The sequence below is a fragment of the Paraburkholderia sp. SIMBA_054 genome, assembly GCF_046534875.1.
In the GTDB taxonomy this organism is placed as follows: Bacteria; Pseudomonadota; Gammaproteobacteria; order Burkholderiales; family Burkholderiaceae; genus Paraburkholderia; species Paraburkholderia hospita.
Window position 1 is genome coordinate 149921 of record NZ_JAWRXV010000013.1, and the last position, 21153, is coordinate 171073.

The 21153-nt window shown below is 64.3% G+C and carries 19 protein-coding genes; 8 read left to right on the plus strand and 11 right to left on the minus strand.

The features are described from left to right. The first annotated feature begins 21 nt into the window (after positions 1-21). Positions 22-1140 (plus strand): diguanylate cyclase, encoded by a 1119-nt coding sequence (locus SB822_RS18065; RefSeq protein WP_410855334.1) that lies wholly within the window; start codon positions 22-24, stop codon positions 1138-1140. A 36-nt stretch (positions 1141-1176) separates the two neighbouring features. Here SB822_RS18065 and SB822_RS18070 read toward each other — a convergent pair whose 3' ends face one another. The 9 genes from SB822_RS18070 to SB822_RS18110 form a co-directional block, all read right to left on the minus strand. Continuing rightward, a complete protein-coding gene (locus SB822_RS18070) occupies positions 1177-2394 on the minus strand; it encodes an NnrS family protein (RefSeq protein WP_410855294.1) in 1218 nt (405 codons plus the stop codon). 47 nt (positions 2395-2441) lie between these two features. After that, positions 2442-2840 carry a hemerythrin domain-containing protein gene (locus SB822_RS18075; protein WP_410855295.1) on the minus strand — a complete coding sequence of 133 codons (399 nt, stop codon included), beginning with the start codon at positions 2838-2840 and terminating at the stop codon, positions 2442-2444. Between the two features lie 191 nt (positions 2841-3031). Continuing rightward, on the minus strand, positions 3032-4090 hold the full coding sequence (locus SB822_RS18080) for a LacI family DNA-binding transcriptional regulator (RefSeq protein ID WP_410855296.1): 1059 nt from the start codon (positions 4088-4090) through the stop codon (positions 3032-3034). 56 nt (positions 4091-4146) lie between these two features. Next, on the minus strand, positions 4147-5472 hold the full coding sequence (locus SB822_RS18085; protein ID WP_410855297.1) for an MFS transporter: 1326 nt from the start codon (positions 5470-5472) through the stop codon (positions 4147-4149). A gap of 82 nt (positions 5473-5554) precedes the next feature. After that, positions 5555-6292: a ribonuclease activity regulator RraA gene (locus SB822_RS18090; protein ID WP_086918571.1), complete on the minus strand. Its 738-nt coding sequence runs from the start codon at positions 6290-6292 to the stop codon at positions 5555-5557. A gap of 27 nt (positions 6293-6319) precedes the next feature. Then, entirely contained in the window at positions 6320-8080 is a 1761-nt protein-coding gene (araD, locus tag SB822_RS18095) for an L-arabinonate dehydratase (protein ID WP_410855298.1), read from the minus strand. 201 nt (positions 8081-8281) lie between these two features. Beyond that, positions 8282-8590: an EthD family reductase gene (locus tag SB822_RS18100; RefSeq protein WP_410855299.1), complete on the minus strand. Its 309-nt coding sequence runs from the start codon at positions 8588-8590 to the stop codon at positions 8282-8284. Positions 8591-8738: 148 nt separating this feature from the next. Further along, the gene (locus tag SB822_RS18105; protein WP_035537208.1) at positions 8739-9782 is read right to left on the minus strand and encodes a transporter; all 1044 of its coding nucleotides are present in this window, start codon (positions 9780-9782) and stop codon (positions 8739-8741) included. Between the two features lie 173 nt (positions 9783-9955). Next, positions 9956-10699, minus strand: a complete 744-nt coding sequence (locus SB822_RS18110) for an SDR family oxidoreductase (RefSeq protein WP_410855300.1) — start codon at positions 10697-10699, stop codon at positions 9956-9958. A 140-nt stretch (positions 10700-10839) separates the two neighbouring features. On the opposite strand from SB822_RS18110, the gene SB822_RS18115 reads away from it, so the two are divergent. Together SB822_RS18115 and SB822_RS18120 are read left to right on the plus strand one after the other, a co-directional pair. Beyond that, positions 10840-11763, plus strand: a complete 924-nt coding sequence (locus tag SB822_RS18115; RefSeq protein ID WP_007744093.1) for a LysR family transcriptional regulator — start codon at positions 10840-10842, stop codon at positions 11761-11763. Positions 11764-11911: 148 nt separating this feature from the next. Further along, the gene (locus SB822_RS18120) at positions 11912-13501 is read left to right on the plus strand and encodes a methyl-accepting chemotaxis protein (protein WP_079488437.1); all 1590 of its coding nucleotides are present in this window, start codon (positions 11912-11914) and stop codon (positions 13499-13501) included. 51 nt (positions 13502-13552) lie between these two features. Here the strand turns inward: SB822_RS18120 and SB822_RS18125 are convergent, their stop codons facing one another. Beyond that, positions 13553-14263, minus strand: a complete 711-nt coding sequence (locus tag SB822_RS18125; RefSeq protein WP_007744091.1) for a FadR/GntR family transcriptional regulator — start codon at positions 14261-14263, stop codon at positions 13553-13555. A gap of 165 nt (positions 14264-14428) precedes the next feature. Here SB822_RS18125 and SB822_RS18130 point away from each other — a divergent pair, with 165 nt between their 5' ends. From SB822_RS18130 to SB822_RS18145, 4 genes are all read left to right on the plus strand, one after another. After that, positions 14429-15223, plus strand: a complete 795-nt coding sequence (locus tag SB822_RS18130) for a (Fe-S)-binding protein (protein ID WP_410855301.1) — start codon at positions 14429-14431, stop codon at positions 15221-15223. Then, positions 15220-15936 (plus strand): LutC/YkgG family protein, encoded by a 717-nt coding sequence (locus SB822_RS18135; protein WP_410855302.1) that lies wholly within the window; start codon positions 15220-15222, stop codon positions 15934-15936. Before SB822_RS18130 ends, SB822_RS18135 begins: the two co-directional genes overlap by 4 nt. Continuing rightward, entirely contained in the window at positions 15933-17378 is a 1446-nt protein-coding gene (locus tag SB822_RS18140; RefSeq protein ID WP_410855303.1) for a LutB/LldF family L-lactate oxidation iron-sulfur protein, read from the plus strand. The genes SB822_RS18135 and SB822_RS18140 overlap by 4 nt, the downstream gene beginning before the upstream one ends. 113 nt (positions 17379-17491) lie before the next feature. Then, entirely contained in the window at positions 17492-19204 is a 1713-nt protein-coding gene (locus SB822_RS18145) for a lactate permease LctP family transporter (RefSeq protein ID WP_007587608.1), read from the plus strand. 55 nt (positions 19205-19259) lie between these two features. Here SB822_RS18145 and SB822_RS18150 read toward each other — a convergent pair whose 3' ends face one another. Continuing rightward, positions 19260-20138, minus strand: coding sequence for a LysR substrate-binding domain-containing protein (locus tag SB822_RS18150; protein WP_410855304.1), 879 nt, complete (start codon positions 20136-20138; stop codon positions 19260-19262). A gap of 101 nt (positions 20139-20239) precedes the next feature. Here SB822_RS18150 and SB822_RS18155 point away from each other — a divergent pair, with 101 nt between their 5' ends. Further along, positions 20240-21151, plus strand: coding sequence for a DMT family transporter (locus SB822_RS18155; RefSeq protein WP_410855305.1), 912 nt, complete (start codon positions 20240-20242; stop codon positions 21149-21151). Positions 21152-21153 lie beyond the last annotated feature (2 nt).

Genomic DNA, 21153 nt, shown 5'->3' on the forward strand with positions numbered 1-21153 from the left:
ACTTCCGACAGGGGTACGCACATGGACTTCGATCAAATCGGGGCACGGGACCAGGGGGGTTCCACATCGACGTCGGCCGATCGCGCGAATGCCGCGCTCGAAGCCGCGCGCGCCGCGCTGGAAACGGCCGCGCTGTCCGACGTGCCGATCATGGTGTTGCTGGTCGACGACCAGGCGATCGTCGCGGAAGCGGTGCGGCGCGCGCTCGCGAACGAAGATGGCATCGACCTGCACTACTGCGCGAGCGCCGACGAAGCCATCTACGCGGCCACCCACACGCGCCCCACGGTGATCCTGCAGGACCTCGTGATGCCCGGCATCGACGGTCTCACGCTCGTCAAGGCGTACCGCACGAACACGAAGCTGCGCGACGTGCCCATCATCGTGCTGTCGACCAAGGAAGAGCCGACCATCAAGAGCGCGGCCTTCGCGGCGGGCGCGAACGACTACCTCGTCAAGCTGCCCGACCGGATGGAACTGGTCGCGCGCATCCGCTATCACTCGCGCTCGTATGTGAATCTGCTACAACGCGACGAGGCGTATCGCGCGCTGCGCGAATCGCAGCAGCAACTGCTGGAGGCGAATCTCGAACTGCGCAAGCTGACGCAATCGGATGGACTGACGGGCCTGTCGAACCGCCGTTATCTGGATGAATATCTGAACGCCGAATGGCGCCGCGGCATGCGCGCGCAAACGGAAGTGTCGATCCTGATGATCGACGTCGACAACTTCAAGCCGTACAACGACACCTACGGCCATGTGGCGGGCGACGAAGTGCTCAAGCAGATCGCGTCGACGGTGGAAGGCTGCCTCGGGCGGCCCGGCGATCTCGCGGCGCGGTTCGGTGGCGAGGAGTTCGCGGTCGTGCTGCCGGGCACGTCGGCGGGCGGCACGCGCCTGCTCGCCGAGAAGATCCGGCTCGAAATCGAAGCGCTGCGCATTCCGCATGCGGGCTCGTCGTCGGGGCAGTACGTGACGATCAGTGTCGGCTGCGCGACGCAGGTGCCCGCGCCCGACGCGCCGATGACGACGCTGATCGAGGCCGCCGACCTCGCGCTCTATCGCGCGAAACGCGATGGGAAGAATCGCGTGTCGGCGATGGAAAGCGGCCGGAGCGAAGCGCGCTCGACGGCGGAATGAGCGAGCGCCCGTTAGTGCCTGGTTGATGCGTTCGCACTAACCAGGCTTGCCGTCCGCGCGCGGACGCATCAACGGCAGCGCGTATGCGCCTGCATAGATCGCGAACGCGGCGATCCAGCACGCGCCCGCGCTCCATATCCATATCTGATATTGGCCCGGCGCAACGAGCGGCCCGACGATCCGCAATGCCGAGCCCAGCGTGACGAGCGCATAGCTCGCGACATCGCGGGTATCGGCAACGAGCGGTCTTCCCGTATGACCGCGAGCCGTGCGCGTGATCATCGAGATGATCGCCCCGCCGATCACGCCCGCCGTGAACGCGTGCATGGCGACGGAATGCGTCACGAAGCCGAGCGCGCTCAGGCCGAGCAGCGCGAAGCCGACGGGCATCCAGGCATAGGCGACGTGCAGGATCAGCAGGATGGCCGGGCCGCGCACCTTGTACGAACGCCAGCCGATCAGCCGCGCGCAATGGATCGCGCACGCCGCGAATGCGAGCGTCGCGACAATGGCTGACGGCACAGCGGCGGCATCGGCGAACAGCGCGCACAGCGTCAACGGCGCGGCGCTCCACTCGACCAGTTTCCATTTGCGCGTGACAAAACCCGGAATCGCATTCGACGTAAACATCGGAATCACACGCGCGCCGATCACCGACACCAGCAACACGACAATGCCTGCTGCGGCATAAAGACAGCGCAGCGCGAGATCGGGATGCCCCATTTGCGTCAGCACATGGAACGCAGCGTTGAGCGCGGCGAACGTCAACAGCATGGGCACCAGAAAATAGTTACGCCGGTTGTCCGCTTTCATCAGCACGCGCAGCAGCGCGAACGCGACGGCGGGCAGAAACGCGCTGTCGATCAGCGCAGCGGGCACGGCGGGCCCGCTCCACACCAGCACGCGTGCGGCGAGCCATAGCAATGCGAGCGCGGCGAGCGTGCGATGGCTCGTCGTCTGCATGCCTGTCCATGCGCGCACGGCAGTCAGCAGAAAGCCCGCGACGATCGATGCCGCAAAGCCGAACACCATCTCGTGTGCGTGCCAGCCGATGGGATCGAGCCTGAGCAGATAGTTGCCCTTCAGCGGCACGCCGGCGAGCACGAGTAACCATACGGTCATCGCGAGCGCGGCGAAGCCCGCACCCGCCAGGTAGAACGGACGAAAGCCGAGATTGAGCAACGCGAAGCGCTGCGCGGGCCGGTAACGTCCGGGAGGCGGCACGAAGGTGGCGCGGGGTTCGATGGTTTTCATGATTCGCTCGCTGATGGGCAATGCGGTCAGGAAAGCGGTCTCGCCGCTTATGAAATGCGTTCCGCGCAGTGCGCTTCGAACGCCGGATAAAGACGCACTTCCTCGCGCGTCATCCGTTGCCGCAGGTGCGAAATCACGCGGCCGATTTCGCGCGCGAATTCGATGCCCGCGCGCCCGCTGTCGAGCGAATCGAAGAAGCCGATAATTTCCGCCGACATCGCCCGCATTTCCTGCGCGTACATCTCGCCGAGCGCGCGCGTCGCGTCGTGCTTCTGCATCGCGGGGTAAAGCTTGTGGTCCTCGCGCGCCAGATGCGCGACGACGACGCCACGCACCTGCTTGAGCTTGCGGCGGCCTTCGTCGGTGGCGACGCCGAGCGCGCGGCATTCATCGAGCAAACGGAAAATCTCTTCGTGGTCGTGCTTGAGCGTGGTGATCAGTGACATATTGTTGAACCTGCACATTGCTTCGTGTTGATTGGATTCGCGGTTTTCTTGCGACCGCGTTAACCCTTACACACGTTCCGTGCCAACACACAATGTGCAGAAAAACAGTCACTTGCAAAGGACGTTAGTCGTTTGGACCGGAGTCTATTTGACTAGTCAGGGAGTTAAAGCGACTCGAAACATGGCAGCGTTTATGCCGACTCGCGCCCCACGACGCTGAAGCCGACATCGACGAACGCAGGCTCGTGTATGCCATTCAGCCGGTCGAGCAGCGCGCGCGCCGCGCTCACTCCGATACGCGTGCCATCGACACGCACCGTCGTCAGTTGCGGCGTGGTTTCCGTCGCGAATTCGAGGTCGCCGAAGCCGCAAATCGCAAGACGCGCCGGCACGTCGAGGCCCATGCGCTTCGCCGCACCGAGCGCGCCGATGGCAAGCAGGTCCGAGCCACAAAACACGGCATCGACATTGGGCGTCTCTTGCAGCAATCGAGGCAACGCGGTCTTGCCCGTCGCCACCGAGCTAGGCGGCGCGACGATCGCTTCCGCCACGTTCGTCATGCCCGCCTGCGCGAGCCGGTCGCGAAAGCCCGCGCGGCGCGCGAGCGCGCGCACGTCGCTCGCCGAGATCAATGCGGGATGCTTCACGCCGCGCGACAGAAAACGCTCCGCCACCGCGACGCCGATCTGGTAGTGCGAGAAGCCGACCAGCATGTCGATCGGCGTTTCCGTCATGTCCCACGTTTCGACCACGGGAATGCCAACATTGCGCAGCCGCTCGCGCAGCGAATCCGTGTGCGCGACGCCCGTCAGCAGCACGCCTTCGGGACGGCGGCTCAATACCGTATCGAGCAGGCTTTCTTCGTTCGTGTCGCTGTAGCCGCTCAGCGCGAGCAGCACTTCATAGCCCGCGCGCGACATCGTTTCGCTGAACACCTGAATGGTCTCGGAGAACAGCGAGTGCGCGACAGTCGGCACGATGGCCGCGATCAGCCGCGAGCGCGCCGACGACAAACCGCCCGCGAGACGGTTCGGCACATAGCCGAGTTTCTGCACGACCTGGCGCACGCGTTCGAGCGTTTCCGGCGCGACGGACGCCGGGTTGTTGAATACGCGCGATACGGTGATGGGCGACACGCCCGCCTGCGCCGCGACATCTGTGATGCGCAAGCCCTTCGGCCCGCCGCGCGTGCGGCGCGCGGGCGTGGCCTTGAGATCGATCGATGCGTCGGTTGGCTTGGCGGTCGGCATGAGTGAATGTACGGATGACGTTGCGTGGCTATTGTAGCCAATGGCCCAATCGCGGCTTATTCCGTGACAGGTGTACCGTTGACGCTTTGCGCAGCACGCCCGTTGCGCCGCAGAACGAACATCGTCACGCACGCGAAGATCAGCATGCAGGCGGCGGGAATCAGCATCGGCGCCTGCGTACTGCCCGTGGTCTGCTTGACGAACGGCACGAGGTTCTGCGCGATAAAGCCGCCGATATTCCCGAGCGAATTGATCGCCGCGATGCCCGCCGCAGCGCGCGCGCCGAACAGGAACTTCGGCGGCAGCGTCCAGAAGCACGGAATCAGCAGATACATGCACGGCGCGCCGAAGCACAGCGCGACGAAGCGCAGCGTGTTGGTCGGAAGGAACACCGACGACAGGAAGAACACCATGCCGAGCAGCGCCGATGCGAGCATCGCGATGATCGCGCGATTGCCCGCGCGCAGTTTCGACGGCAGCCACGCGAGCACGATCGTCGCCATCAGCCATGGAATGATGTTGAGAAAACCGTTCGTCGTGTTGCTGACGCCGAAGCCCTTCACGAGTGTCGGCAGCCAGTAGCTCACGCCGTAGACGGAGATCGACAGCATCATGTAGTAGAGCGCCATGCCGATCACGCGCGGCTCGGTGAGCACGCTCAGGAGTGTGCCGTGACGCGCGGCGCTCTTGCGCGCCTGCGCGCTTTCGCTCTCCAGCGTGCGCGCGAGCCAGTTCTTCTCTTCGTCGTTGAGGAACTTCGCTTCTCGCGGCGATGCGGGCAGGCAGAACAGCACGACGAGCGTCAGCAGCACGGAAGGAATGCCCGTCACGATGAACACGAGCTGCCAGCCTTGCAGTCCGAGCAAACCGCCCTTGTCGAGCAGCCAGCCGCAGATCGGCGCGCCGACCATGTTGCCCAGACTGCTGCCCACCGTGAAGTAACCGAGCATCCGCACGCGATGCCGCTGCGGAAACCACAGCGTCAGGTAGTAGATCACGCCGGGATAGAGGCCCGCTTCCGACGCGCCCAGCAGAAAGCGCAGCACATAGAACATCGTCGCGTTCTGCGTGAACGCGAGCAGGATCGTCACGACGCCCCACGTGAACATGATGCGGGCCATCCACTTCGGCGCGCCGTACTTGTGCAACAGCACGTTGCTCGGCACCTCGAAGATCAGGTAACCGATGAAGAACAGCGACGCGCCCAACCCATACGCCACTTCCGACAACCCGAGGCTCCCAAGCATCTGCAGCTTCGCGAAGCTGATGTTCGAGCGGTCGATATACGCGACCAGATACAGCAGGCCGAGCAACGGCATGAGCCGCAAGCCGAGGCGATTGATAAGGCGCGATTCGTCGATCGCGGAAGTGACGGTGTTCACGGTGTCTCCCGGGCCCGGCTGCGTGCGCGCGGGCCTCGTTGTGCAGGTTGCGGTCGTGACGTTCGGGGTGACGCTGGGCGCGTTACTGCTTCTGCGCTTCTCGCCACGCCTTGTAGGCGGCCAGCGTTTCTTCGTTCGGCGGATAGGTGCCGCGCAGCGGACTGCCTTCGGCGACGCGCTGCTGGATGAACACTTCGAGCTGCTCCTGCTCGGTCGCGTCGCGCGCGACTTCTTCGGCCATTTCGCGCGGCACGATCACCACGCCGTCCACATCGGCGACGACGATATCGCCCGGATACACGGCTACGCCGCCGCAGGCGATGGGGACGTTCATGTCGACGGCGTGATGCTTCGCGAGATTGAGCGGCGCGCTCGCGCCCGCGCACCAGATCGGCAGCCCGAGTTCGGAGATCGTGCCGCTGTCGCGCACGGCACCGTCGGACACCATGCCCGCGACGCCGCGCTTGGCGAGGCGCAACGTGAGGATCGAACCCGTCGAAGCCACCGTGCGGTCGCCGCGACAGTCCTGCACCAGAACGCTGCCGGGCGGAGCCGTTTCCACCGCTTTGCGCTGTGGATGGTCCGGGTCCTGAAACACACCGACATGATCGAGGTCCTCACGCGCGGGGATATTGCGCAGCGTGAACGCAGGACCGACCAGGTTCGGCGCGCCCGGCGCGGGCTTCACGAGCGGCGCGACGCCTTGCAGGAACACGTTGCGCAGGCCGCGCTTGAAGAGTTGCGTGGTGAGCGTCGCGGTGCTCACGTGGCGGAGTAGTTCGAGCGTCTCGGCGCTCACGGTCGTTTCGGATGCGGTCATTTTGTGTCGGCTGTGATGGTGTTCGTGTTAGTGGATTTCCGGCTCATTGCTGTTCGCTTCATGGGCTTCGGGCGAAGGCGTCGCCAGTTTCTCTTCGAGGAAGTCGAAGTCGCAACCCTTGTTTGCCTGGGTCACGTGCAATTGATGCATCACGCCGAAGCCGCGTTCGAACGGACGCTTCGGTGCTTTCCATGCTTCCTTGCGCGTCGCGAGTTCCGCGTCGCTGACGTCGAGATGCAGGCGGCGGGCCGTCACGTCGAGCTCGATGATGTCGCCGTCCTTCACGAGCGCAAGCGGCCCGCCCACGAACGATTCAGGCGCCACGTGCAGCACGCACGCGCCGTAACTGGTGCCGCTCATGCGCGCATCGGAGATCCGCAGCATGTCGCGCACGCCCTGCTTCAGCAGCTTCTGCGGGATCGGCAGCTGGCCCCATTCGGGCATGCCCGGCGCGCCGACGGGTCCGGCGTGTTGCAGCACGATCACCGAATCGGCTGTCACGTCGAGGTCTTCGCTGTCGATGCGCGCGGCCATGTCGCTGTAGTCCTTGAACACGACGGCAGGTCCACGGTGCTTCTGTAGATGCGACTCCATCGCGGCGGGCTTGATCACTGCGCCGTCGGGCGCGAGGTTGCCCGTCAGCACGGCGAGGCCGTCGCGTTCGACAACGGGATTGCCGCGCTTGCGGATCACGTCGTCATTGAAGATTTCCGCGCCCGCGATATTCTCGCCGAGCGTCTGACCGTTCACCGTCATCTGCGTGCCGTCGATCAGTTCGCCAAGTTCCGCCAGTAGCGCGCGCAAGCCACCCGCGTAATAGAAGTCTTCCATCAGATACTGGCCCGCCGGACGGATATTGCCGAGCACGGGCGTCACGCGCGCGAGTTCGTCGAAGCGCGCCGTGGTCAGATCGATGCCCGCGCGGCGCGCAACGGCGACAAGATGCACGATCGCGTTCGTCGAACCGGACATCGCCAGCACGGTGGTGACGGCGTTATCGAAGGATTTCGCGGTCAGAAGATCCGACGGCTTCTGATCGGTCCACACCATCTCGACGATCCGCTGGCCCGTCAGCGACGCAAACTGGGCGTGACGCGAATCGGCGGCTGGGATCGACGAGAAGCCCGGCAGCGTGAGACCGAGCGCTTCCGTCGCGCTCGTCATCGTCGAGGCCGTGCCCATCGTCATGCAGTGGCCCGGCGAGCGCGCGATGCCGCTTTCGATGCCCTTCCATTCGTCCTCGGTGATCTTGCCCGCGCGCAGTTCCGCCCAGTACTTCCATGTATCCGAGCCGCTGCCCAGCGTGCGGCCGTTCCAGTTGCCGCGCAGCATCGGGCCGGCGGGCAGATAGATGGCTGGCAAGTCCATGCTGATCGCGCCCATCAGCAAACCGGGCGTGGTCTTGTCGCAACCGCCCATCAGCACGCAGCCGTCGAACGGATACGACTTCAGCAGCTCTTCCGTCTCCATCGCGAGGAAGTTGCGGTAGAGCATCGTGGTCGGCTTCTGGAACGGCTCGGCGAGCGTCATCACGGGCATTTCGACGGGAAAGCCGCCCGCCTGCCAGATGCCGCGCTTCACTTCCTCGACGCGCTGCTTGAAATGCGTGTGGCACGAGTTGATCTCGCTCCACGTATTGACGACGGCGATCACCGGCTTGCCCATGTAGTCCGACGAGTGATAGCCCATCTGCGCGGTGCGCGAGCGGTGGCCGAACGAACGGAGATCGTTGACGCCATACCAGCGGTAGCTGCGCAACTCTTCAGGCTTCTTGCGATTCGAGGACAAATCAGTCTCCTTGGTAACGCTATCATTTCCGGCCGCAAGCGCGCGCGGCGGGACATGATGGATAGTCTTTCGCCGCGGCGAAGCGATGATGGGATGAGCTGATGGTAGCGTTATCATCGCACTCCGTCCGCCAGGGATAGTACGGAGAGGCGAAGGAAAATCAGACCGAAAAGGACCCGCGCAGGGAACGCCCTGCCCGCGTCAGACGTCTTTCGAGTCGAACACGAGCAGCTCGACGCCCGCCTGGGCGAAGTTCTGCAGATCGGCGGTGGTGGCGGCGGCTTCGGGCGTGCCCATCGCCTGCTGCAGCGATTCGAAGCTGTCGAAGCTGAGGATGGCCGCCAGCGCATAAGGCGATTCGCCCTTCGCGCTCGCCACCGGGCCGACGCTCACTTCGTAGCGGCGCAGGCCGGGGATCGACTTCGCGAGCGGCACATGTTTGTCGAAGTAATGGGCGTCGAATGTGTTGCGGTCGGCGGGGGTCTTGTAGAGCGCGATGAGCTTTGCCATGTGAGGCCTCCTGAAACGGACGTTCAGTGCAATGTTGCTTGATGCCACATGCTGCCAGTTCAACGGTCCGTGGATTTTACGCTCGACATTTGTAATCACCGTGTCAAAGGGACGCGTTTCAAACGCGGCGCTCCGGTCACCGCGCTCATCACGCCGACGGACGCCGGCGCAACGCCCACCACCCCGCCAGCACGGTAAAGCTCACGACCAGCAGCACCATCACCCAGAAACCGTGCTTGTTTTCCGCGAGGGGCACGCCGCCCACGTTCATCCCGAACAGACCCGCGATGATGTTGATAGGCAGCGCGAGCACCGTCACGATGGTCAGCGTGAACAGCGTGCGGTTGGTCTGCTCGTTCAGGCGCGCGGCGATCTCTTCCTGCAGCAGCTTGATGCGCTCCGCGAGGCCCGACAGGTCGCCAAGCACCAGCGAGAACTCTTCCGTCGAATCGCGCAGGCTTTGCACATCGACCGGCGACAGCCACGCGGGCGGCCGCACCAGCAGACGGAAGATCGAGCCGGGCTCCGGCGCGAGCAACCTTTGCAGACGCACGAGCACGCGCCGCATCGCGCCGAGGTCGCGCCGGCTTTGCCTCGCGCGCTGCGACAGGAAGTGATCTTCGATGCGGTCCACTTCGATGCTGGTTCTGCGCACGATCTCCACCATCAGATCGGCCTGGTCGCGCAGCAGATGGATCAGCAGCTCGGCCGCCGTATCGAAGCTCTCGCCGTTGCGCACCGACGCGCGCAGCCGGTCGACCGAGCGTAGCTGCTTCAGGCGCGCCGTCACCATGATCCGCTTGTGCGTGTAGACCCACAGCGTCGCGATTTCAGAAGGCGTCTGCTCGAAGTCGTACATCACGTCGTTGACGACGGCCAGCAGCGCGCCGTGCTGGTGCTCGATACGCGTCGAATGCGAGCCTTCGCGCAGGGCTTCGAAGAAGGTGTCGGGCAGATCGAGATGCGTGCGCATCCAGCGCTCGCTCGATACATGCGCGAGATTGAAATGCAGCCAGAGGAACTCGCCCGGATGGGCGCCTGACGCTTTCACGTCGTGTTGACATTCAGCGAGCCACTCGGCCGCTGTGTCGGTATCGACGGCCAGGCCGGGCTTGTCGGGTGAAAAACGGAATCCGCAGACGAGGCCGGAGCGGTCGGCCCCATAGGTGGCGGGCGCCAGGTTCAAGGTCATGTGCGTTTCGACGTGGGTTCCGCGAAAGCGCCATTCTGACATGAGCAAACGGCAGAAACGTTACGTGACAGCTGCTTGACGTTTATTTGTCGAAGCTTTGACAGCTTTTTGACAGGTTCTCGCAATGCCTGCCTGCAAGCGTCGCGATGAACCTGTTCATGAAGCGCGGCCCCTTAAGCGCTGAAGCCGCCATCGATCATCAGGTTCGCGCCCGTCACGAAGCCCGCTTCCGGGCTGGCGACATACGCGACCATGCCGGCAATTTCGTCGGCCGCCGCGTGACGCGGGATCGCCATCAGGCCATGCAGCGACGCCGCGAATTCACCTGCCTCCGGGTTCATGTCGGTATTGACGGGACCGGGCTGCACGTTGTTGACCGTGATGCCCTTCGGACCCAGATCGCGTGCGAGACCTTGCACGAACCCTTGCAGTGCCGACTTGCTCATCGCATAGACAGCGCCGCCCGCGAACGGCATGCGATCGGCATTCGTGCTGCCGATGTTGATGATCCGTCCGCCCTTGCCCATATGCGCAAGCACGGCCTTCGACGCCACGAACACGGCACGCACGTTGACTTGCACGGTCGCGTCGAAGTCTTCGAGCGAGAAGACGTCGAGCGTACCCAGGCGCAGCACGCCGGCGTTGTTCACGAGAATGTCGATCTTGCCGAGCTGGCGCGCCGTCTCGTTGATTGCGTTGGTCAGCGCCGCCGCATCCGCGACGTCCGCCTTTACGGCGACGGCACGGCCGCCCGCCTTCTCGACGGTCGCGACGAGGTCGTTCGCGCCCGCAGCCGAGCTGTGATACGTGAAAGCGACCGTCGCGCCTTCGCTGGCGAGCCGGCGCACAACCGCCGCACCGATGCCGCGCGCGCCGCCCGTGACGAAAGCTACCTTGCCTTGCAGATTCGAGTTCATGTTGTGCTCCAGTGGGTTTGTTGATCAGGTGAGGCCAGTATGGCGAGCGGATTACATTGCCGGTAGTATCGAATCAAGACTAACAGTTTCAACCACAGGTATAAGCTTCAGGAAACCGCCCGGAGCACGACGGACACCACATGGAAGCGCTGAACCTCATCGAATCGTTCATACAGTCCGCCGAAACGGGCAGCTTTTCGGCGGCGGCGCGGCGCCTCGGCCTCACGCCTGCCGCCGTCAGCAAGAACGTCGCGCGGCTCGAAACGCATCTGGGCGTGCGGCTCTTTCATCGCAGCACGCGCAAGCTCACCATGACGCCAGGCGGCGAACAGCTCTGGGCCGACGCGGGCGTCCCGTTCGCCAGCCTGCAGGACGCGTTTGCGCGCGCCGCGCAGCATGACGGCAAGCCGTCGGGCGTGCTGAAGGTCAGCATGGCCGTCGCGTTCGGGCGCGAGTATCTGGTGCCGTTGCTCGGCAGCTTTCTCGAACGCTATCCCGACATCGTGCCCGACTGGCACTTCGACAACCGCGCCGTCGACCTGATCGCGGGCGGCTTCGACGCGGCGATCGGCGGCGGGATCGAGCTGACGCAAGGCGTGGTCGCGCGCGACCTGGCGCGGCCCTGCGTGATCGTCGCGGCGTCGCCTGCTTATATGGCGGGCCGGCCGCTGCCCGCGCATCCGTCCGATCTCGCGGAACTGGACGGCATCGCGCGCCGCTCCAGCAGCACGGGCCGCCTGCGCGCGTGGACGATGCGCAATCAGGTCGGCGAAGAAGCGCTCGCCGAATGCAAGACGCGGATGATCTTCGACGATCCCGAAGCGATGGCGCACGCGGCGCTGGCCGGTCTCGGCGTCGCGTTCCTGCCGACGCCGCACGCCGCGCCATGGCTCGAAAACGGCCGGCTGATGCGGCTCTTGCCCGGCTGGTATGCGGAAGTCAGTCCGATCACGATTTACTACCCGAACCGCAAGCTGCTGCCCGCCAAGACGCGTGTGTTCATCGACTTCGTCGTCGAAGCGTTCCGTGAGCGGCGGCTCGCGGCGCGTTTCGACGCGCGCTGAGATCCGTGCTCCGCACAATCCATGACAGGGTTTCCCTGTACGCAAGCCCACGCCACATTGGTCGATATATCAGGTGGAGACATGCGTGCCGCATTGCAGCGCGGCGCGTCCACATTTCAATATATCGCCCACGTAGCGAGGCGTCCGGATGCTGAAGCTGAGTTTTACCCAGAAGCTGTGGTTGCCGCTCGTTATTAGCCTGATCGCGTTACTGCTGGTGTCGGTGTCGGCGGCGTATCTGTCGCGCGAAACCCGCATCGAGGAGCGCAAGAACGACCTCGTGAACGTCGCCCATGTCGGGCTGTCGCTGGTCGAGGAATACGCGAAGCTCGCGCAGAGCGGCAAGCTGAGCGAAGCGGACGCGCGCACGGAAGCGCTCGCCCGGTTGCGCGAGATCCGCTACGGCGAGGACGGCTACTTCCTCGTGATCGATTCGACGCCGCGCATGATCATGCATCCGATCAAGCCCGCGACGAACGGCAAGGATCTCGCCGGCACCGCCGACGCGGACGGACGCCATCACTATGTGGCTTTCGCGAAGGTCGCGCAGTCGCCCGATGGCGGCTTCGTCGATTACGTGTTTCCGCATTCGCGCCCGGCGTCGGCAGCGGGGCCAGCATCGGGGCCCGCTGAAGCCGTCGACAAGATTGGCTACGTGGTGCGCTATGCGCCGTGGGACTGGATCATCGCGACGGGCGCGTATGTCGACGATATCGACGCTGCGTTCATGCGCTCGCTGTATCTGATCGGTGGCGTGTTCGCGGGCATTGCGTTGCTGCTGGCCACGCTCGTCGCGCTGACCAACCGCAGCATCCAGCGCACGATCGGCGGCGATCCCGGCTACGCGGCGGATGTTGCGAACGCGATTGCCGTCGGCGATCTCACTGTGTCGATCGACACACGCACCGACGACGATCACAGCCTGCTGCGCGAAATGCGCCGCATGCGCGACACGCTGACGGACACGATCCGCGCCATCAAGCACGCCGCCGATCACGTCGCGACGGGCGCGGGAGAAATCGCGAGCGGCAATGCGGACCTGTCGTCGCGCACCGAGAATCAGGCCGCTTCGTTGCAGGAGACGGCGGCGAGCATGGAGCAGATGACTTCCATGGTGCGGCAGACGGCCGAGAACGCGCGCACCGCGAGCGAGCTGGCCGAAAGCGCCGCGCAGATCGCGAACCAGGGCAGCGTGATGGTCGGCGAGGCGGTCACGACGATGCGCGATATCTCGACGGAATCGCAGAAGATGGTCGAGGTGATTGAGGTAATCGAGAGCATCGCGTTCCAGACCAATATCCTCGCGTTGAATGCCGCTGTCGAAGCGGCACGCGCGGGCGAACAGGGACGCGGCTTCGCCGTCGTCGCGGGTGAAGTGCGCACGCTCGCGCATCGCAGCGCGGGCGCCGCCAAGGAAGTGCGGCAACTGATCAGCCGCGCCGTCGACAGGGTCGGGAACGGCGCGGGCCTCGTCGAACGCACGGGCACGACGATCCAGCAAGCGCGCGATGCGATTGCGAGCGTCACGGGCGTGATGCAGGAAATCGCCGCGGCCGCGGCCGAACAGAGCGCGGGTATCGATCAGGTGAATCTCGCCGTCACGCAGATGGACAGCCTCACGCAGGAAAACGCGGCACTCGTCGAACAGGCTGCCGCCGCTGCGCATTCGCTGACCGAGCAGGCCGGGCGGCTGAAGACCTCGGTTGACGCCTTCCAGGTTGCCGACGCCGTGGTCTGATGTTTCGTCGCGTGGATCTGGTTGGACCACTTTGGAGCCGCTGACTGCGGCTCAGCTCTGCCGTTCGCGGATGCTGCGCACGAAGTCGATATGCGTGTGCATCGCCGTGCGGGCTTCTTCCGGACGGCGCGAACAGATTGCATCGCTCACCGCGCGATGCTGGATCAGCAGTTGCCCCGACTCCGCCGGACCTTGCAGGCGCACGTCCGTGCCGCTGATCGTGATGTGCTCGCGCAGCATGCCGAGCACGCTCGTATGCAGATGCAGGAACATCGTGTTGTGCGACGCGAGCGCGATGGCGTCGTGTAGCTGCGCATCGGCAGTAGCTTCGCTGTCCTGGTCGTCGCAAGCGTGCGAGCGTTCCAGCTCACGCATCAATGAACGGATGCGCTTGATATCCGCCTGAGTCGCGCGCATCGCCGCGAAGTAGGCTGTCGCGCCTTCCAGCACGCGGCGAAATTCGAGGATGTCGTCGCGTAATACAGGGTGATCCGCCACCAGTTGCCCCCACGGCGACGCGATGCCCGCGCGCAATTGATCCGTCGCGAACACGCCCGCGCCGCGCCGGCTCTGCAACAGCCCGCGCGCCGCCAGCCGCTGGATTGCCTCGCGCACCGTGTTGCGCGACACGTCGTACTGTTCGGCCAGCGCGCGCTCGGCGGGCAGCCGCGAACCCGGCGGCCACGTGCCGTCGAGCAGCGACGTTTCCATCTGGCGCATCACGCCCTCTACCCTGCCCCGCTCTCTCGTTCCTGTTGCCATACGCTTCCTCTGCTGCGTCGATCGTGCTTCAGTGGTCCAACCAATTTGTATTCTCGCGCACATTTGGGAATCATGCGTCAACGATTCAAGCGATCCGCGCGAGCCGCATCCAATGCGAAAAGCGCACAAAGCGGACGAACAAACGGACGCATTCTGGAGCGAGATATGAAGGAAAGGCACTATCCGGCGGCCGCACGCGATGTCTATCTGTTCGCGACTTGCCTCGTCGATCTGTTCGTCCCCGAAGCCGGGCTCGACGCGGTGAAGCTGCTCGAACGCGAAGGGCTGGTCGTGCACTTTCCTCAGGAGCAAAGCTGTTGCGGCCAGCCCGCGTATAGCAGCGGCAATCCCGAACAGGCGCGCGACGTTGCACGCGCCCAGCTCGATATCTTCTCCAAGCCCTGGCCTGTGATCGTGCCGTCCGGTTCATGCGCGGGCATGATGCTCCACCACTGGCCAAAGCTCTTCGCCGACGATCCCGCGATGGCGCAAAAAGCGCAAGCGCTCAGCGAACGCGTGTACGAACTGAGCGAATTCCTGCTGCGCGCGCTGCACATCGAATTGCCTGCTTCCACCGATGAGCCGGACGAACGCGTCGTGCTTCACACGTCATGCGCGGCGCGGCGCGAAATGGGCACGCGCGTACATGGCGTCGAACTCGTCGATGCATTGCCGGGCGTCACACGCATCGAACACGAGCGCGAATCGGAATGCTGCGGTTTTGGCGGCACGTTTTCGCTGAAGCATCCCGACATTTCTGGCGCGATGGTGCGAGACAAGGTCGCATCCGCTTGCGCGACAGGCTGCGAGCGCATCGTTTCCGCCGACTGCGGTTGCCTGCTGAACATCGGACATGCGGCCCGTCATCAAGGCGCGCCCGTCGAAGTCGAACATATCGCGAGTTTTCTGTGGCGGCGCACGCAACGCGCCGACGCGAAAAACAAGGGAAGCAAAGCATGAACGCACGCGAACGCATGCTCGGACGGTTGCGCGCCGCTGCGCCCGCTCAGGTTTCAGGCGACGACCTGAAACGCCTCGACCAACAGATCGACCTGCATTACGACAGCCGCCGTGTCGCGCTGCCGACGCAGGCCCTCGTCGAATCGATGCAGGCGGCGCTCGCCGCCTCGCATGCCGAAGTGTTTCGCGCAACGGAGCGCACGTGGCCCGCGTTGATCGCACAACGTCTGCTCGATGCGAACGTGAAGCGCCTGCTGCTCGACACATCGCGCGTGGAAGGCGCTGCATTGAAGGATGTGTTGCCCTCTTCCGTGACGACGCGCCACTACGATCAGCCGATCGAAAACTGGAAAGCCGAACTGTTCGACACCGTCGACGCCGGCTTCACGGTCGCGCGCTCAGGTCTCGCCTCGACGGGCACGCTGATCGTCGCGCCCGACGCGGGTTCGCCGCGCACGATGTCGCTCGTGCCGCCGCTGCATATCGCGCTCGTCTACGCGCATTCGTTGCACGCGGACCTGCACGCCGCGATGCGCGCCGAGCACTGGCAGGCGGGCATGCCGACCAATCTCGTGATGATCTCCGGCCCGTCGAAGACTTCCGATATCCAGCAGACGCTCGCCTATGGCGCGCATGGCCCGCGCGAACTGTGGGTCGTGATCGTCGAACATCAGACCGACGCAGCCGTCGCTACGGATGGAGACGCAGCATGAACGCCACCCCGATGCACTTCGTGCCGTCGCAGGACTTCAAGGCGCGCGCCCGCGCCGCGCTCGACGACCCGAAACTTCGCAGCAGTTTTCGCGGCGCGATGGACTTTCTGCAATCGAAGCGGCGCACGCAGTTTCCCGACGACGACGAGTTACAGCATCTGCGCGATCTCGGCGAAGCGGTGCGGCGTCATGCGCTGTCGCGCCTGCCCGATCTGCTCGTGCAGCTTGAAGCCAATCTCACGGCGCGCGGCGTCCACGTGCATTGGGCCGAAACAGCCGCTGACGCGAACGCGATCATCCACGGCATCGTGCAATCGCATGACGCGAAGCGCGTGATCAAGGGCAAGTCGATGGCGAGCGAGGAGATCGAGCTCAACCATTACCTCGAAGCGCGCGGCATCGACTGCATCGAATCCGACATGGGCGAGTACATCGTGCAGCTCGCGCACGAAAAGCCGTCGCATATCGTGATGCCCGCGATCCACAAGACAAAGGCCGATATCGCCGAACTGTTCGAGCAGAACATTCCCGACACACGCTATACGGAAGACGTCGACGAGCTGATCCAGACGGGACGCCGCGCGCTGCGCCGCGCATTCGTCGACGCCGATATCGGCCTGTCCGGCGTCAACTTCGCGGCAGCGGATACGGGCACGCTCTGGCTCGTCGAGAACGAAGGCAACGGACGCCTGTCGACCACCGTGCCCGACGTGCATATCGCGATCATGGGCATGGAGAAAGTGGTCGAGAAGCTGTCGCATATCGTGCCGCTGTCTAGCCTCCTGACGCGCTCCGCCACGGGCCAGGCGATCACGACGTACTTCAATCTGATCACCGGGCCGCGCCGCGAAGGCGAGCGCGACGGTCCGCGTGAAATGCATGTGGTGCTGCTCGACAACGGCCGCACGCAGGCCTATGCGGACGAGCAACTGCGCGCGACATTGCAATGCATCCGCTGCGGCGCGTGCATGAACCATTGCCCCGTGTACACGCGTATCGGCGGACACGCGTATGGCACGACGTATCCGGGCCCGATCGGCAAGATCATTTCGCCGCATCTGCTCGGGCTCGAAGAAACGGCCGACCTGCCGACGGCATCGAGCCTGTGCGGCGCATGCGGTGAAGTCTGCCCGGTACGCATTCCAATTCCCGAACTGCTGGTGCGCCTGCGTACGGAAGCGAATCGCAATCCGGACGAAGTGGTCGCGCATCCGCTGCGCGGACAAGGCGCGAAGTTCAGCCGCGAGGAACAGTTCGTGTGGCGCTTCTGGAGCGGCGCGTTCGCGCATCCGCGCGCGTACAAGGTGTTGCGCTGGGCGGCGACGCGGCTGCGCGCATTCGCGCCGAAGAACCAGATGGGCTGGACCCGTCACCGCGAGCCGCTGAAACCAGCAGCGCGCAGCCTGCATGACCTGATGCGCGAGCGCGGCCAGCCCGAGTAACGCGCTTTCAATCCCGTAGATCACACGCGTGCATCGCCTCAATGCCGATGCACCGGGGGCGGCCGCGCGCCGCCGACAAGAATTCATTGATCGCATATTCGGAGGAGACCGACATGCACCCTTGGTATCAGACCTACCTGCCCCTCGGCAGCCTCTGGCTATCCGCGCTCGCGGCCAGCATCCCCATCATCTTTTTCTTCGTCGCGCTGGCGGGACTCCGCCTGAAGGGGCATGTCGCGGCGGCAGGTACGCTGGCGTTGTCGCTGGCCGTTGCGATCTTCGCGTATGGCATGCCAGCGCAGCAGGCGTTCGCGGCGGCGGGCTTCGGCTTTGCATACGGCTTGTGGCCGATCGCGTGGATCATCGTCACGGCCGTGTTCCTTTACAAGCTCGTCGTCAAGACGGGACAGTTCGACGTCATCCGCGCATCGGTGCTCGCGCTGACCGACGACCAGCGCCTGCAACTGCTGCTGATCGGCTTTTCGTTCGGCGCGTTTCTCGAAGGTGCGGCCGGTTTCGGCGCCCCCGTTGCGATCACGGCGGCGCTGCTCGTCGGGCTGGGTTTCGACCCGCTGAAGGCTGCGGGTCTGTGCCTGATCGCGAACACCGCGCCCGTCGCGTTTGGCGCGATGGGTATCCCCATCATCGTCGCGGGCCAGGTGACGGGCATTGATCCGTTCCTGATCGGCGCGACGGCGGGCCGTCAGTTGCCGCTGCTTTCGCTTGCCGTGCCGTTCTGGCTCGTGTTCATGATGGACGGCAAGCGCGGCCTCAAGGAAACGTGGCCGGCTGCACTGGTCGCGGGCGGCAGCTTTGCCGTCACGCAATACTTCACGTCGAATCACATCGGGCCTGAACTCCCCGACATCACGTCGGCGCTCGTCAGCCTCGTTGCGCTCGCGTCGTTCCTGAAGGTCTGGCAACCGCGCCGCGCTCGCGATACGGCACGCGGTGGCGTAAGCGGCGGTGCAGCCGCATTGTCGGGGTTTGGTGGCGTAGGCGGCGGTTCGAATGGCGCTGCGGGCGTGAGCCGTCGCGCATCGCCTTATACGCTTGCGCAGACCATTCGCGCATGGGCGCCGTTCGGCATTCTGACTGCCGTCGTCACCGTCTGGAGCCTGCAGCCGTTCAAGGCGCTGTTCGCCGCGAAGGGCGCGCTCGCTTGGAGCATCCTCAAGTTCAAGGTGCCCGCGCTCGATCAACTCGTGATGAAGACGGCGCCCATCGTCGCGACGCCGAAAGCGTACGAAGCCGTGCTCAAGATCGATCTGCTCTCGGCAGTCGGCACGGCGATCTTCGCGACGGCGCTGATCTCGATGGTGTTGCTGCGCGTGAAGCCGCGCGACGCATTCACGACGTTCGGCGAAACGCTGAAGGAACTGCGCCGCCCGGTGCTATCGATCGGTCTGGTTCTCTCGTTCGCCTTCGTCGCGAACTACTCGGGGATGTCGTCGACGCTCGCGTTGCTGCTCGCCGGAACGGGCGCCGCGTTCCCGTTCTTTTCGCCCGTGCTCGGCTGGCTTGGCGTGTTCCTGACGGGTTCGGATACGTCGTCGAATGCGCTTTTCTGCTCACTTCAGCACGCGACCGCGCATCAGATCGGCGTGTCGGACACCTTGCTCGTGGCTGCGAACACGACGGGCGGCGTGACGGGCAAGATGATCTCGCCGCAGTCGATCGCCGTCGCCTGCGCCGCGACGGGGCTCGTCGGACGCGAGTCGGAGCTGTTCCGCTTCACGGTGCGGCATAGCTTGCTGTTCGCGATGATCGTCGGTCTGATCACGCTGTTGCAGGCTTATGTGCTGCCGGGCATGTTACCGGGTTGATATTCTGCTCGCACCGCAACCGATGAACGCCCGCTCTCTAAAGCGGGCGTTCTGCTTATGGCTCGCCGATAAACCACGCCCTCAAGGTCGCCGCACCTGGCTTGAGTTCGATCGACTTTGGATGTACGAGGTAGTACGCGGTCTTCAAAGGCAGACTCTGACCGAATGGATCGATCAGCGACTTCGCCGCCGTCTCCGCTTCCGTCAATACCGCGCTCGTCAGCACGACACCCTGCCCCCGCGCGGCGGCCTCGATCGCCATCAGCGACTGGTCGAAATGAATGCCCGCCATGCCGTCGATCTGCCGCGCAGACAGCTTGCTGAATTTCTTGAGCCACGTCGTCCAGTGCGGATGCAGCGTGTTGTGCAACAGCGTTGCGCGTTGCAGATCGTCGGGGGCTTTCAGCTTCAGCCGCCTCGCATACGATGGGCTGCAATAGATGCGCGCTTCATCGGCATGCAACAGTTGCACGTGCAGATCGGGCGCATTGCCGTCGAAATAACGCACGGCCAGATCGATCGACTGCAATTCGAAATCGACCATCGCGGTCGTCGTATTCAGCTCCAGCGCGATGTCCGGATGCGCGATCAGAAAGTCCGTCATGCGCGGCGCGAACCATTTGGCCGCGAAGCTGGGCGGCATCGACACGCGCACGCCCTTGCTCTGGTTCTCGCGCACGCGGCGGCTCGCATGCATGATCTGCGCGAGCGCGGGTTGAATCTGTGCGTAGTAGGCGCGCGCTTCATCCGTTGGGATAATCTGCCGCACCTGACGCGCGAACAGTGCGACGCCGAGCCACGCCTCGAGCTTCTGGATCTGCTGACCAACTGCGCCAGGTGTCACGTGCAGTTCATCGGAAGCTGCAGAAAAACTGTTTAGACGCATCGCAGACTCGAACGCGATCAGCGCCTTTAGAGGTGGCATTCCGGACATAGGATAGTTTTTCTGCAGTATCGACGAGAACAAATCGTTTGTACCGCATCCGTGCGCGCAGCACAATCGGCGCATCGTCCTTCCATCCGATGGTGTTTGCCATGAATCCCGCTTATCTCGCGTTCGCGCTACTCGGCCTGATCTGGGGCAGCAATTTTCTTTTTATGAAGTGGGCCAGCCTCTGGATCACGCCCGCGCAGATCGTGTTCTTGCGCGTGCTGTTCGGGTTTTTGCCGCTGCTCGTCTACGCGTTCGCGACGAAAGCGCTCGCGTGGAAACAGCTGCGCCATGCACACCATTTCATCGTCATGTCGCTGCTCGCGACAAGCGTTTACTACTATGCGTTTGCCAAAGGCGCGTCGCTGTTGCTGTCGAGCGTGGCGGGCATGTTGAGCGGTGCCATTCCGCTTTTCTCGTTCGTCTGCGCGTGGGCGCTGTTGCGCGCGGAACGACCCAGCCCACGCATGATGGTCGGCGTGGTGTGCGGTTTCGTCGGCGTATTGATGATCGCGCGGCCGTGGAATGGCGCCGTCGCGAGCGTCGATCTGAGCGGCGTCGCGTATATGGCGGCGGGCTCGCTGAGCGTGGGCTGCTCATTCGTCTACGCGCGGCGCTTTCTGTCGAAGCTCGACATGTCGCCCGTCGCGCTGTCCACGTGGCAAATCGGCTTTGCGCTGTTGACGATTGCCTGCGTGACGCCATTCGACGGCATCACCCGCATCGCGCACGACACGCGCGCCGCCGTCGGCCTCGTGCTCGGGCTCGGACTGCTCGGCACGGGCGTCGCGTATATCCTGTACTACTTCATCGTGCAGCGGCTCGGCGCGCTCGCGGCTTCGAGCGTCACGTATATTCCGCCCGTCATTGCGCTGGGAATCGGCGTGCTGCTCGCGCATGAACCGATTCATCCGCTCGATCTGCTCGCGATGGCCTGCATTCTCGGCGGTGTGTTCCTGCTGCAAAGCGGGCGCAGTCCGCAAAAGACGACGACCGTGGCGCGACGGCCGGCGTAACG

Excerpts from the sequence above, each read along its gene's own strand:
- SB822_RS18065 (WP_410855334.1), top strand. The coding sequence starts at position 22 with ATGGACTTCGATCAAATCGGGGCACGGGACCAGGGGGGTTCCACATCG.
- SB822_RS18070 (WP_410855294.1), bottom strand. The coding sequence starts at position 2,394 with ATGAAAACCATCGAACCCCGCGCCACCTTCGTGCCGCCTCCCGGACGT.
- SB822_RS18075 (WP_410855295.1), bottom strand. The coding sequence starts at position 2,840 with ATGTCACTGATCACCACGCTCAAGCACGACCACGAAGAGATTTTCCGT.
- SB822_RS18080 (WP_410855296.1), bottom strand. The coding sequence starts at position 4,090 with ATGCCGACCGCCAAGCCAACCGACGCATCGATCGATCTCAAGGCCACG.
- SB822_RS18090 (WP_086918571.1), bottom strand. The coding sequence starts at position 6,292 with ATGACCGCATCCGAAACGACCGTGAGCGCCGAGACGCTCGAACTACTC.
- SB822_RS18100 (WP_410855299.1), bottom strand. The coding sequence starts at position 8,590 with ATGGCAAAGCTCATCGCGCTCTACAAGACCCCCGCCGACCGCAACACA.
- SB822_RS18105 (WP_035537208.1), bottom strand. The coding sequence starts at position 9,782 with ATGACCTTGAACCTGGCGCCCGCCACCTATGGGGCCGACCGCTCCGGC.
- SB822_RS18110 (WP_410855300.1), bottom strand. The coding sequence starts at position 10,699 with ATGAACTCGAATCTGCAAGGCAAGGTAGCTTTCGTCACGGGCGGCGCG.
- SB822_RS18115 (WP_007744093.1), top strand. The coding sequence starts at position 10,840 with ATGGAAGCGCTGAACCTCATCGAATCGTTCATACAGTCCGCCGAAACG.
- SB822_RS18120 (WP_079488437.1), top strand. The coding sequence starts at position 11,912 with ATGCTGAAGCTGAGTTTTACCCAGAAGCTGTGGTTGCCGCTCGTTATT.
- SB822_RS18125 (WP_007744091.1), bottom strand. The coding sequence starts at position 14,263 with ATGGCAACAGGAACGAGAGAGCGGGGCAGGGTAGAGGGCGTGATGCGC.
- SB822_RS18130 (WP_410855301.1), top strand. The coding sequence starts at position 14,429 with ATGAAGGAAAGGCACTATCCGGCGGCCGCACGCGATGTCTATCTGTTC.
- SB822_RS18135 (WP_410855302.1), top strand. The coding sequence starts at position 15,220 with ATGAACGCACGCGAACGCATGCTCGGACGGTTGCGCGCCGCTGCGCCC.
- SB822_RS18140 (WP_410855303.1), top strand. The coding sequence starts at position 15,933 with ATGAACGCCACCCCGATGCACTTCGTGCCGTCGCAGGACTTCAAGGCG.
- SB822_RS18145 (WP_007587608.1), top strand. The coding sequence starts at position 17,492 with ATGCACCCTTGGTATCAGACCTACCTGCCCCTCGGCAGCCTCTGGCTA.
- SB822_RS18150 (WP_410855304.1), bottom strand. The coding sequence starts at position 20,138 with ATGTCCGGAATGCCACCTCTAAAGGCGCTGATCGCGTTCGAGTCTGCG.
- SB822_RS18155 (WP_410855305.1), top strand. The coding sequence starts at position 20,240 with ATGAATCCCGCTTATCTCGCGTTCGCGCTACTCGGCCTGATCTGGGGC.